The sequence below is a fragment of the Bartonella henselae str. Houston-1 genome, from assembly GCF_000046705.1.
GTDB classification, from domain to species: Bacteria; Pseudomonadota; Alphaproteobacteria; order Rhizobiales; family Rhizobiaceae; genus Bartonella; species Bartonella henselae.
In genome coordinates, this window is the sequence record NC_005956.1 from 1,200,903 (window position 1) to 1,213,604 (window position 12,702).

A 12,702-nucleotide genomic window follows, 5' to 3' on the forward strand; every position below is an offset into this window, starting at 1 on the left:
ACCTACATATTGAGCTTCTGTTGAATCATATTCAAAGTAAAAAAAGTCACTAAAGCAAAAGTTTAAATCCGTGTTATCGTAATTGCAAACTCCTTAAACCAAACATTGTCCTTCAGCGGAAATAGCATTGGCAACTGCTTCATCATGAGCCTCGTCAGGTAATAGCATATCATTATGTGCACACCCAGATGGGATCATTGGAAAACAATTTTCTAAATTATCAACCCGGCAATCGAAGAGAACTGGTTTGTCACAGTCAATCATTTGCTGTATTTTATCATCAAGTTCATCCGGTTTGGAACAATGAATACCAATCCCTCCATAAGCTTGTGCCAATTTCACAAAGTCAGGCATTGATTCGGTGTAAGAATGAGAAAGACGATTACCATGCAACAACTGCTGCCACTGGCGGACCATACCCATATACTGATTATTCAAAATAAAAATTTTCACTGGTGTGTTATACTGCATTGCCGTTGCGAGTTCTTGGATATTCATTTGAATTGAAGCATCACCAGAAATACATACAACAAATGCATCAGGATGTGCGATTTGTACCCCAATAGCAGCAGGCAAACCATAACCCATAGTTCCAAGACCACCAGAAGTCATCCAATGGTTTGGCTCATCAAAGTGATAATATTGTGCAGCCCACATCTGATGCTGCCCAACATCAGTCGTAATATAAGCATTCACATCTTTAGTAAGAGCATAAAGTCGTTCAAGAGCGTATTGTGGCATAATAATATCTTTTTTCTTAGGGTATGCTAATGAATTACGAGCTCTCCAGCAATCAATTTGCTTCCACCACGCATCACGGCCTTCACTCTTAAAGATTGGTTGCTGTCTATGCAAACATTGCATCATATCTCCTAAAACATCAGCCACATCGCCAATAATTGGAACTTCCACTTTTACGATCTTATTGATAGAAGAAGGATCAACATCAATATGAATAATGCGCGCATGAGGTGCAAATGCATCAAGCCGCCCAGTGATACGATCATCAAACCGTGCCCCAACAGCCAGCATAACATCACAATCATGCATGGCCATATTAGCTTCATAAGTTCCATGCATTCCAAGCATTCCAAGCCAATTTTTACCAGAAGCCGGATAAGCACCAAGTCCCATGAGTGTTGAAGTAATCGGAAAATCTCCCAATTGAACCAAATCACGCAAAAGCTGTACAGCTTGAAGACCTGATGAAATAACACCACCACCAGAATAAATAACAGGACGTTTTGCTTCTTCTAAAAGAGAAACAGCACATTCAATAGCCTCAATATTCCTTTCCAACTGTGGAGAAAAATGCCTAGATACCAAAACTTGAGGCGCTCTATAAACACCTGAAGCTAATTGTATATCCTTAGGAATATCAACCAAAACTGGCCCTGGACGTCCTGATTGAGCAACAGCAAAAGCTTCATGAATGATAGCGGCAAGATCATTTACATCTTTAACCAACCAATTTTGTTTCGTACAGGACTTTGTAATACCAACTGTATCAGCCTCTTGGAAACCATTTGTTCCAATCACAGTTGTTGACACCTGACCAGAAAAACAAACAAGAGGAATAGAATCCATAAGTGCATCTTGCAAAGGTGTTACAGCGTTCGTTGCCCCTGGACCAGAAGTCACAAGCATAACGCCGACCTTCCCTGTGCTGCGTGCATAACCTTCAGCAGCATGACCTGCTGCTTGTTCATGACGCACCAAAATATGCTGCAGTGAATCCTGTTGATAAAGTACATCAAAAATAGGAAGGACAGCCCCACCAGGATAACCAAATAGATGTTTAACCCCTTGATCAATAAGAGCTTGAACCACCATTTCAGCGCCCAACATTTTTTTTCCGTTCGCACTCTCTTGCATTCTTGGATGATTTGTCATTTTCCCACTCGTCTACTTGATAGCACAATAAAAAAAGACCCCAGAAGAGCCCATAAAAAAAGGCTCTTAGAGAGCCTACTACACACAAAACATAGATTGTATGATTATCCCCCCATTACTCCAATGCACAAAATATATTAAGAAAAATCTTTCTTATAAAGAGATTTCTAATTCCATTGATACCATCCGTCAATAAAAAATTATATTTCTTAAAAAATTCCATGCATAATTAAGTTTTTTACATTATCCTTTAGGATTCTTGACTCTTTTATCAAGAAAGAAGCATCCATTCTTCATCAAATTGATTACGAAACCATGTTATTTGCCTTTTTGCATACCTCCTCGTTTGTGTCTTCACCATTTCAAGAGCCTCCTCAAAACTTTGCTTCCCATCCAAATAAGCTATAAATTCAGGTATACCAATAGCCTTCATCGCCGGTAACAAAGGAGAAAGCGCAAGCTTTTTCATAGCAATCACCTCCTCTAAAGCGCCTTTTTCAATCATAGAGTCCAACCGTTTATGAATACGTTCATAAAGCAACTGACGCGGTGGAATGAGAAGAAGTTTTTCTGAACAATTTCGCGCAATAAGAGGTGTTGTTTTTTTCTTCTGCCACCAACTTAGCTTTTTATCAGTTGCATCATAAACTTCCAAAGCACGAACAATACGTTGTCCATCTTGTGAAGAAATTTTCTCAGCGAGAACAGCATCAACCTGCCACAATTGGCGATAAAGGTTCTCAGCTCCCTCTTTATCAAGCCGAAGTCGCCATTTCTGCCGCACAACATCTGGAATATCAGGGATTTTTGAAATTCCCTCTAAAAGAGCACGAAAATAAAGTCCTGTTCCACCAACAAAAATAAGTGATTTCGACGTAAATGTCATTAAAAGCTTGCTAACATCACATAACCACTGTCCCACTGAGTAGTGAAGAGCAGGATTCACATAACCATAAAGATAGTGCGGAACAGTTGCAGTATCAGTCCGTGTAGGCCTTGCCGTTAAAATATTTAAAACATCATAAACCTGCATTGAATCAGTATTAATAATGAGAGCATTTTTTTCCTGAGCTATTTGTAAGGCAAGCGCTGATTTGCCACTCGCAGTTGGCCCTGCTATCAAGGTAATCGTTCTCCCTTTCATAAATGGAAATCCTTACATCCATCACTCAACAACTTCGTGCAACACGCACGAGCAACTCCAAAGACCTTGTATTTCATCTCCATCGTCATAAATGTGAATGCTTTTAAAGAAAATACAATCATAATCCCTTTAATGAACAAAAAGAAAGTACCTATGATAACTCTGCACCCTTTGAAAAAAGGAAAAATGAACACGATAACAATACCTAAAAAATCTTAAAGTTCTTTTTTATATCCTTATTCAATAATAAAACACAGCCATAAATTTTTTTTCAAGTAAACGATCATCAACAAACATACTTTTTGCAATCACATACTAAAATAATACTCGCTTAACGCACATAAACACACAGCTTACCTTTTTAAAAAATGGATGATATTCTATTTATAACAAGCTTTCTGCAGATCATCATCTTCAAGCACCCATTTTTCTTTCAATTTTTTCCATCAACCACGAAGCAAAACATAGTAATGTCCAGATGAAAAACTCTGATATGAATTTTTTTTGTATAATTTACTATTTTAAAAACTGGAGAGAAAAAACTCTCACCTGTCCCATATCTTTATAGTGACAACAAAAACACAGATGATTAAATACATATTCAAAAAAATGAATTACTAAAACATCAATCTTCAAAGTATCAATCCATTGGAATCGTTACGAATCGTAATTCTCCATCAGGCCTAGCAATGATGAAGAGAGCATTTTTGCGTCCGGCTTCACGTAATTTATGAATACGTTTTTTAGCCTCACCAATTGTCGTGACAGTACTTTGATTGATATCAACAATCACTTCACCAGTGCGAATACGCTTTTTATCCGCCGCACTATTTTTGGCAACAGATATCACGACCAATCCCTGAAGTTTATCCGTAATAGAATAATGTTGACGTAAATCCGCTGTAAGCTCAGATAATGTCATTCCCATAAATTGCATTGTCCCGCTTTTCGATATAGGACCGCTTCTTTCATTATCAGATTCTTCTACCATATTCTCATTTGTATCTGTCTCAATTAAACGTCCAAGCTTAACTTTTACTGTTTTTTCTTGCCCATTGCGCAAAACAGTAATATCCACTACCTTTCCTTCCAGACTTTCCGCCACCAAACGAGGCAAGTCACGTGCATGTTTAATTTTAGCGTTGCCAAAGGAAAGAATGATATCGCCAATCTGCAACTGACTATTATCTACATCTGTTTGTTCCATTTTACCTGCAACCAACGCCCCTACAGGACTTTCTAATTTTAAACTTTTTGCAATATCCTCTGTCACCGGCTGAATACGAATAGCCAACCAACCACGCCTTATTTCTCCAAAATCACGCAATTGATTGATAACAGAAAGCGCCATATCCGATGGTATAGCAAAACCAATACCAATAGACCCTCCAGAAGGCGAAACAATTGCTGTATTAATTCCAATAACCTCACCATTTCTATCAAATAACGGACCACCAGAATTACCTCGGTTAATCGCTGCATCTGTCTGAATAAAATTATCATAAGGACCAGCATTGAGATCACGATTACGTGCAGAAATAATACCAACCGTTACACTTCCACCAAAACCATAAGGATTACCAATAGCCATCACCCAATCACCAATACGGGCCTTTTCTGAGTCACCAAAACGTACAGCCTTTAATTTTTTACTTCCTGCATCCACTTGAAGCAGTGCCAAATCAGTCTTGCTATCCTTTCCAAGTAATTTTGCCTTTAGCTTTGTACCATCGGTAAAATTCACTTCAATATCATCAGCATCAACGATAACATGATAATTTGTAACGATAAGCCCTTTTTGGGCATCAATTACAAAACCAGACCCCAAAGAACGTACTTTTTGAAACTGACTCTCTTTTTGACCATCTTTAGGAGAGAAAAAATCAGTAAAATATTCTTGTAACAATGAATCTTCTGGAATAACGGGTACCGAAGTATGTTCATCCTGTTCGGTCCCATCAACTGTCTGTGCTGTAGAAATATTTACAACTGTCTCCAAAAGCTGAGCAGCGAGATCAGGAACGGAAAGCGATCTATTTTTTGTCTCCACCGCCCAAGAAGAATTCATTGATCCTAATAAAAATAAAAGCACGCAAACAAAAGCTCTTATAAGAAAGCACTTCATAGACGTATTTTTACCTATGACATTTCTACCCATAACACGCCTCTAACTAAATACTGAAAAGAGCCACACCAAATTTATCTCTGCAAAATCAGTATGGCTCAATACCCATTTTCATCCTAAAAGAAAGCAATCAAATATTACACTTATCACGCGAAATCTTGTGTTCGCAATCAAGTGTTTCATCTATTCTCCTCCAAATTTTGAAACAGTTTTATTAAGTCCAGTATTCCCATTAGTGTTCATTGTCGATGAAAGTTTCTCCCTTGCCTGTAGTAAATTACGAAAATAGAAAAAGAAATCCTCATTTGGTGAAATCACCATCGGAGTATGCTCTAAATTCTTATATTGCTCCATCGCCAACCAAAAATCGTAAAAGGATGGATTAGCCTCCCTCGCTTTCAATAAAAGGCGAATACTTTCAGCCTGACCTTCACCACGAGTAATTTCGGCATCACGCTTTGCAGCCGCTACGATTTCTTCATATTCACGATTAGCTTCCGCCACAATACGATCTCGCTCTTGCTGACCACGAGCACGAATATTTTCTGCTACAGCCTCCCGTTCAGCTGCCATTTGTCGATAGACATCTTCTGAAACTGCATCGGTCAAATCGGTTTTGCGAATACGCACATCAACAATAGTAATACCTAACGAACCGGCATCTACAGAAAACTGGCGTTGTACTTCAGCCATCATAGCTCCGCGTTCATCTGATAAAGCGGCTTTAAATTCCCGTTTACCATAAACAGCACGTAAAGCATCAATAAAACGCGGAGCAAGATTTTCACGTGCAGCAATTTGCGGACGCCCAGAAGCGATACGCTGTAAAAACAACTTAGGATCTGTAATACGATAAATAAAAAATGCATCCACTTCATAATAGGCACCACCACGAACCTGTACAGATTGCGTAGGAACATCGTAACGCAACAAGCGGTTATCAACAACGATCCTCTTATCCACAAAGGGCACTTTCAAATAAATTCCTGGATCAGACTCCACTTTAACAATTTGCCCAAAACGTTTAATTGCCACTTGCTGACGAGGATAGACAATAAAAACGGACATCCACAAAACCATGAAAATAAGCACTATAGCACTCAACATAAACAAAAAACGAGACTGCTGCATCATTAGCGTCCTCCAGAAATGTGATTATCCAACAACGATGCAGAATGCGCTGATCTTGTTTTCACTTTTTCTGATGAATTGCTACGCAACAATTCATTCAAAGGAAGATAAGGCACCGCTGGAGAATTCGTTTGATCAAGAATTAACTTATTTGGTGAAGAAAAAATACGCCCCATCGTCTCCATATAAAGACGATAACGAACGGCCTCTGGTGAAATTGCAGATTCACGAGCTATAGCCTGAAAACGCTCAGCACGCCCTGTTGCCTCCTCAACCATTCGTGCTTTTTCACCTTTTGCAATCTCCCGCGTTCGTGAAGCCTCACCATTGGCTAAACCAATCTTATTAAAACGCACACGATTTCCCTCTTCAATCATTCGCCCACGCTCCTGTTCTGCTTGCTGGACAGAATTAAACGCAGCAGCAACCTTGGTAGGAGGAGCAGCTTCACTGATCGACACACGGCTTATTTCAACACCAAGTTGATATTTATCTACAGTCAATTGAATAATTTTTCTAACGTCACTTGCAACTTCTTCTTTTTTATCACGTAAAACATCATCAACAGGCCTTGAACCAATGACTTCACGCATTGCACTCTCAGCAACCTGACGAACCGTCCCTTCTTGATCATTCACATTAAATAAAAATTGACCTGGATGTGAAATGCGATAGTAAATGGAAAAATTGACATTAACAATATTCTGGTCACTGGAAAGCATCAAGCCTTCACTTTGTTGTCTCTGCCCCGGCTGACCACCAATCGCAATTGTTTTTTCCGTTAAAGGCACTTTCATATAGGTCTCAATTGGCCAAAAGTGAAAATGCAAACCATCACCGATAGTTTCTGTCTTAGGCACACCAAAACGCAACTCTACCGCTTGTTCATTTTGCTGAACAATATAAAGGGACTGATAGAGCCAAAACAACACAGCAAATAGAAATAACAAAACAAAAAGTCCATTTTTGCCAAATTGTTTAAACTGATCCTGCCCTTTACGCAAAATATCATCAATATTGGGACTATTGTCACCACCATTATTGCCACCAGAACCGAAAAGATTCTTAGAGGGTGTTTTTTTATCACCACTAAGCTTATTTTTATCGCCGCTCCACGGGCCACCACCATTTTGATTTGTCCAGGGCATCATCACCTCTTTAACTGACTACCATTCCTAAAATACCAACCATTCACTTGATCTATAGGGTGCCTCTCATCTCATTACAAGGCAACTGATAGCCTCTTTTCACTTAATTACAAATAATTATTTTCGCTCATAAACCACAAAACGTGTCGGATGACTGTCTTTATCTCCTTCTGGAATATATTGTGTTTGCACAATAGTCCACTTCTCTTTATCAAAAACAGGAAAAAAACTATCACCTTCGATGGAATCTAAAACTTCTGTAAGGAATATTTTATCAGCAATATCAAAACATTGTTGAAAAATTTCCCCACCACCAATAATAAAAATTGCATCTGCACCATTTTGAGAAGCCACCTTTTTTGCGATAGAACAAGCATGAGACAAAGAGTGGGTAATAACAGCGCTTTCAGCCTTGAATGCACAATTGCGCGTAATGACAATATTTGTACGCCCTGGTAAAGGAGCCCTGAGAGAATCCCAAGTCTTTCTCCCCATAATCACAGGACTACCGAAAGTTAAAGCCTTAAAGCGTTGCAAATCCGTCGATAAATGCCAAGGCATCGCACCTTCACGACCGATAACACCATTTTTTGCAACAGCTGCAATTAAACAAATGGGAAAAGTCATACTGCTATTGGCGCCTTGATATGTGGTTGTGCATCATAATTAAGCAATTCAAAATCCTCAAATTTAAAAGAAAAAAGATCTGTTACCGCTGGATTTATACGCATAAACGGCAAAGCATTTGGTATACGAGACAATTGATGTTGAGCCTGTTCAAAATGATTAGAATAAAGATGCGCATCACCAAGAGTATGAATAAAATCGCCGACTTTAAGACCACTTACTTGTGCAATCATCATTGTTAATAACGCATAGGAAGCAATATTGAACGGAATACCTAAAAAAATATCTGCAGAACGTTGATAAAGTTGGCAAGACAATTTACCATCTGCAACATAAAATTGAAAAAAACAATGGCATGGTGGAAGAGCCATTTCCTTTATCGAGGCAGGATTCCACGCAGAGACAATTAAACGACGAGAATCAGGCGTTTTTTTAATCATCATCAAAAGATTACTGATCTGATCAATATGACGTCCATCAGGAGCTGGCCAAGAACGCCACTGATAACCATAAATAGGACCAAGATTGCCTTTTTCATCAGCCCACTCATCCCAAATTGACACACCATGTTCTTTCAACCAGGCAATATTGGTATCACCTCTAAGAAACCACAAAAGCTCATAAATGATCGAGCGTAAATGCAATTTCTTCGTTGTTAACAATGGAAATCCAGCCTGTAAATCAAACCGCATCTGATAGCCAAAAACCGATCGTGTTCCTACACCAGTTCTGTCAGTACGATCAATGCCTTTATTTAAAACATGAGATAAAAGATCAAGATAGGTTTTCATATAAAGCAGTATGACCGATTCTATTGATTATAGAAAATAGAAACTGTAAAATTTATAAAATATAGTTTAAATCTCTTTCCTCAAATTTCTTGCACAAGAAATTACCATGATTTGATGCAATTTTTGACGCAAAAGATAAAATACTGTAGACATCTCCTAGGGGAATAAATACAGGGATGATAAATACAATACATACCATATGAATGTAAACAAAGGGATAGACTTATGGAGAATGAAAAAACTCTAACACCGAATGATACAAGAAAACGTGTTCTCTCTATCGTATCTAGTGCATCAGGTAATCTGGTAGAATGGTATGATTTTTATGTTTATTCTTTTACGTCCATCTATTTTGCATCACAGTTTTTTCCCTCTGATGGAGATGTTGTTACCGAACTTTTAAAGTCTTCTGTTGTTTTTTTTATCGGCTTCCTCATGCGCCCAATTGGTGGCTGGCTGTTTGGGTTTATTGCTGATCGCTATGGACGTAAACGTTCCTTGCTTATTTCTGTTTTTATGATGTGTGGTGGCTCTTTTCTCATTGCCCTCCTTCCAACCTATGAAACGATTGGAGCAACAGCAGCGGTTCTCCTTATTTTACTGCGTATGCTTCAAGGACTTTCAGTTGGTGGTGAATATGGCACAACAGCAACTTATATGAGCGAAGTTGCACTCAAAAATCGTCGTGGTTTCTTTAGTTCTTTCCAATATGCCACACTTATTGGTGGTCAACTTCTCGCTAGTCTGGTTATGTTTACTCTAGCCCTATATTTAACAGAAGATCAATTAAAAGCATGGGGATGGCGTATTCCTTTTGCAATTGGTGGATTAGGAGCAATTGTTGCAATTTATCTGCGTCGTTCGCTTCATGAAACAACCACAGAAGAAAGTCGCTCTAAAAAACAAGCTGGCAGTCTTAAAGAACTTCTCTGCAATCATAGAAAAGCCTTTTTTCTCGTTATCGGTTTTACAGCTGGAGGATCGCTCATATTTTATACCTGCACAACTTACATGCAAAAGTATCTGATCACAACTACCGGATTTGAGAAACATACTGCTACAACGATAATGACAGCTGCACTCTTCATTTTCATGTTACTCCAACCTATATTTGGTTCTTTAGCAGATAAAATTGGTACAAAAGCCTCATTGCTTATTTGGAGTGTTTTATCCATCATCTTTGTAATTCCTGCACTTAAAATAATTGGTAATACTAATGATACGTGGGTTGCATTATTCGTCATGATTGGGATGTTCTGTATTATGAGTTTTTATACATCCGTTTCTGGTATCGTAAAAGCGGAAATGTTTCCTGCTTCAGTACGCGCAATGGGAGTTGGGCTCTCTTATGCCATTGCAAACGCGATATTTGGTGGTTCAGCTGAAACTGTAGCACTCGAATTTAAAAAGATCGGATATGAATCTGTATTCCATTTTTACATAACCGGTATGATGATCATTGCATTTATAGCAATTGTTTTTATGCCAGATGCTCGTAAAAAAGGATATCTGCAAGGCGACAATATTAATTAACTTTATACTATACAAAAAAGCTCAGTACTCTGAGCTTTTTTGTGTGTATCAAATAAAAAATAAAATCAAGTGTTTTAAAACTTCCATCCCTCCTTTCTGATACCGTAAAGAAGAAATATTCCCCCCTGAAATACACGGCTATAAAAAATAAATCACTTCACTTCATCTTATCACAAATGCCATTTGTTTCTTCCAACCCTCAACACACTTAAAAGAAAAAAACTTTTAGCTTCCATAAACAAGCCTTAGCAAGAATACTCAACCTTTTTTGAGAACTACTTATTCCTTTAACAAAAAACGCACTTGCCCCACTACCCTCTTTTTTACAACAACAAATCTATCAATAAATACGAAGCAGTGGACAAACACACCTAAGAGCACCATTTTACAAAATAACAAAAATGATAAAAATCGGAAAATATTAGACTTTTACAGATGCCGTATATGTATCTAAATGCAAATGTATAATGAAGAAAAGAAACTCTGTTTTTCTTAAACATAGTTAAAATAATGCGATTTAATCAATATAACATCCCTCAAAAACTGTGCCAAAATACAACTGGTCACTCAGAAAAAACATTCCCTTTACTATCAAAACATTTATTTTTAAGAAGGCAATCTTGTTCTTTTCAACACATAAAATTTGTAGCCCCTCTAAGAAATCATAAAAACAGAATTACCTTATTTTTTAACAATGAAAATTAAACATGCATCTGCTATCAAAAAGCCATTCTCTCTCAATGCCCTTTCAATTTGAATGCTCAAGTTCATTGTATTATTTTTTTAAAATTTAATAAAAAATCAAAATACATTTTTATATGAATATCTTACTAGAAAAATGAAAACTGCAAAACGCATAAAATATAACTTAAATAAGCTATATCAAAAAGTTTTACTAAAAAACTACTCTTCTTCAATTGAATTCTGTAGGGTAGATTGTAAATTATTTTTACTAAAAAATTAATATAAATCTAAAAGGGGAATACTTCATGACAAACGAAACAAGTTTAGCACCACATGATACAAAAAAACGTATTTTGGCTATCATATCCAGTGCATCAGGTAACCTGGTAGAATGGTATGATTTTTATGTTTATTCTTTTGCGTCGATTTATTTTGCTTCGCAATTCTTTCCTGCAGATGAAGATGTCATTACACAACTGTTAAAAACAGCAGGAATTTTTTTTATTGGCTTTCTTATGCGGCCTATTGGAGCATGGCTTTTCGGTTTTATTGCTGACAATTATGGACGTAAACGTTCAATGCTTATTTCTATCTTTATGATGTGTTCTGGCTCTTTTCTTATTGCCATACTTCCTACCTACGAAACTCTAGGAATAACAGCAGCCTTCCTTCTACTTGTAGTCCGTATATTTCAAGGACTTTCAGTTGGCGGTGAATATGGTACAGTAGCAACTTATATGAGCGAAGTTTCTCTCAAAAAACATCAAGGACTCTTTGCTTCTTTCCAATACGCCACACTTATTACCGGTCAACTTCTTGCCAGTTTTATTATATTTATTTTAGCGCTTTATCTTACAGAAGATCAGTTAAAATCATGGGGCTGGCGTATTCCTTTTTTAATTGGTGGCTTGGGAGCAATGATTGCGATTTATCTGCGTAGTTTACTCCATGAAACAACCACAGAAGAAAGTCGCTCTGAACAAAACACTGGTAGTCTTAAAGAACTTTTCACCAAACATAGAAAGGCTTTCTTTTTGGTTGTTGGCTTTACAGCTGGAGGATCGCTCACATTTTATACCTACACCACTTATATGCAAAAATATCTGATCATGACTACCGGTTTTGATAAACACACAGCAACAACAATAATGACTGCCGCACTTTTCATTTTTATGTTACTTCAACCACTCTTTGGTATCCTAGCCGATAAAATTGGAAAAAAAGCCTCCCTCATCATTTGGAGTACCCTATCCATCTTCTGTACAATTCCTGGGCTTAAAATGATTGAGAATGCTAATAATGTATGGGTTGCACTATTAATCGTTATTGGGATGCTCTGTATTATGAGTTTTTATACATCCATTGCTGGTATCATAAAAGCAGAACTGTTCCCTACTTCAATCCGGGCAATCGGAGTTGGATTTTCTTATGCCATTGGGAATGCGCTGTTTGGCGGTTCTGCTGAATATGTAGCACTTGGATTAAAAAATATGGGACATGAAACTATTTTCTCTTTTTACATAATTGGTATGATGGTCATTGCACTCATCTCAATTCTCTTGATGCCAAATATAGATAAAGGAGGATATCTTCAAGACAATGAAGTCTATTAAATTTCTACAAACA

9 protein-coding genes are annotated in these 12,702 nt (G+C 37.5%); 2 read left to right on the forward strand and 7 right to left on the reverse strand.

Going from position 1 to position 12,702, the window contains the following annotated elements; translation table 11 throughout:
- Nucleotides 1-93: 93 nt before the first annotated feature.
- The 7 genes from AYT27_RS05575 to AYT27_RS05605 all read right to left on the reverse strand — a co-directional run bounded on the left by AYT27_RS05575 (nucleotide 94) and on the right by AYT27_RS05605 (nucleotide 8,859).
- Complete coding sequence (locus AYT27_RS05575) at nucleotides 94-1,893, reverse strand: acetolactate synthase 3 large subunit (protein ID WP_011180943.1); 1,800 nt, start codon at nucleotides 1,891-1,893, stop codon at nucleotides 94-96.
- A gap of 271 nt (nucleotides 1,894-2,164) precedes the next feature.
- Complete coding sequence (gene miaA, locus AYT27_RS05580) at nucleotides 2,165-3,037, reverse strand: tRNA (adenosine(37)-N6)-dimethylallyltransferase MiaA (RefSeq protein WP_011180944.1); 873 nt, start codon at nucleotides 3,035-3,037, stop codon at nucleotides 2,165-2,167.
- 640 nt (nucleotides 3,038-3,677) lie between these two features.
- Nucleotides 3,678-5,195, reverse strand: coding sequence for a Do family serine endopeptidase (locus AYT27_RS05585; RefSeq protein ID WP_011180945.1), 1,518 nt, complete (start codon nucleotides 5,193-5,195; stop codon nucleotides 3,678-3,680).
- Nucleotides 5,196-5,345: 150 nt separating this feature from the next.
- Entirely contained in the window at nucleotides 5,346-6,293 is a 948-nt protein-coding gene (hflC, locus tag AYT27_RS05590) for a protease modulator HflC (RefSeq protein WP_011180946.1), read from the reverse strand.
- Nucleotides 6,294-6,295: 2 nt separating this feature from the next.
- Nucleotides 6,296-7,441 (reverse strand): FtsH protease activity modulator HflK, encoded by a 1,146-nt coding sequence (gene hflK / locus AYT27_RS05595; RefSeq protein ID WP_011180947.1) that lies wholly within the window; start codon nucleotides 7,439-7,441, stop codon nucleotides 6,296-6,298.
- 117 nt (nucleotides 7,442-7,558) lie between these two features.
- The gene (locus tag AYT27_RS05600; protein ID WP_011180948.1) at nucleotides 7,559-8,068 is read right to left on the reverse strand and encodes a dihydrofolate reductase; all 510 of its coding nucleotides are present in this window, start codon (nucleotides 8,066-8,068) and stop codon (nucleotides 7,559-7,561) included.
- Entirely contained in the window at nucleotides 8,065-8,859 is a 795-nt protein-coding gene (locus tag AYT27_RS05605; RefSeq protein ID WP_011180949.1) for a thymidylate synthase, read from the reverse strand. The genes AYT27_RS05600 and AYT27_RS05605 overlap by 4 nt, the downstream gene beginning before the upstream one ends.
- Nucleotides 8,860-9,084: 225 nt before the next feature.
- Between AYT27_RS05605 and AYT27_RS05610 the strand changes: the two genes are divergently transcribed.
- Both AYT27_RS05610 and AYT27_RS05615 read left to right on the forward strand, forming a co-directional pair.
- Entirely contained in the window at nucleotides 9,085-10,392 is a 1,308-nt protein-coding gene (locus AYT27_RS05610; protein WP_011180950.1) for an MFS family transporter, read from the forward strand.
- A 989-nt stretch (nucleotides 10,393-11,381) separates the two neighbouring features.
- A complete protein-coding gene (locus tag AYT27_RS05615; protein WP_011180951.1) occupies nucleotides 11,382-12,689 on the forward strand; it encodes an MFS family transporter in 1,308 nt (435 codons plus the stop codon).
- Nucleotides 12,690-12,702: the final 13 nt, after the last annotated feature.

Excerpts from the sequence above, each read along its gene's own strand:
- AYT27_RS05575 (WP_011180943.1), bottom strand. The coding sequence starts at position 1,893 with ATGACAAATCATCCAAGAATGCAAGAGAGTGCGAACGGAAAAAAAATG.
- AYT27_RS05605 (WP_011180949.1), bottom strand. The coding sequence starts at position 8,859 with ATGAAAACCTATCTTGATCTTTTATCTCATGTTTTAAATAAAGGCATT.
- AYT27_RS05600 (WP_011180948.1), bottom strand. The coding sequence starts at position 8,068 with ATGACTTTTCCCATTTGTTTAATTGCAGCTGTTGCAAAAAATGGTGTT.
- AYT27_RS05615 (WP_011180951.1), top strand. The coding sequence starts at position 11,382 with ATGACAAACGAAACAAGTTTAGCACCACATGATACAAAAAAACGTATT.
- miaA (WP_011180944.1), bottom strand. The coding sequence starts at position 3,037 with ATGAAAGGGAGAACGATTACCTTGATAGCAGGGCCAACTGCGAGTGGC.
- hflC (WP_011180946.1), bottom strand. The coding sequence starts at position 6,293 with ATGCAGCAGTCTCGTTTTTTGTTTATGTTGAGTGCTATAGTGCTTATT.
- AYT27_RS05610 (WP_011180950.1), top strand. The coding sequence starts at position 9,085 with ATGGAGAATGAAAAAACTCTAACACCGAATGATACAAGAAAACGTGTT.
- AYT27_RS05585 (WP_011180945.1), bottom strand. The coding sequence starts at position 5,195 with ATGGGTAGAAATGTCATAGGTAAAAATACGTCTATGAAGTGCTTTCTT.
- hflK (WP_011180947.1), bottom strand. The coding sequence starts at position 7,441 with ATGCCCTGGACAAATCAAAATGGTGGTGGCCCGTGGAGCGGCGATAAA.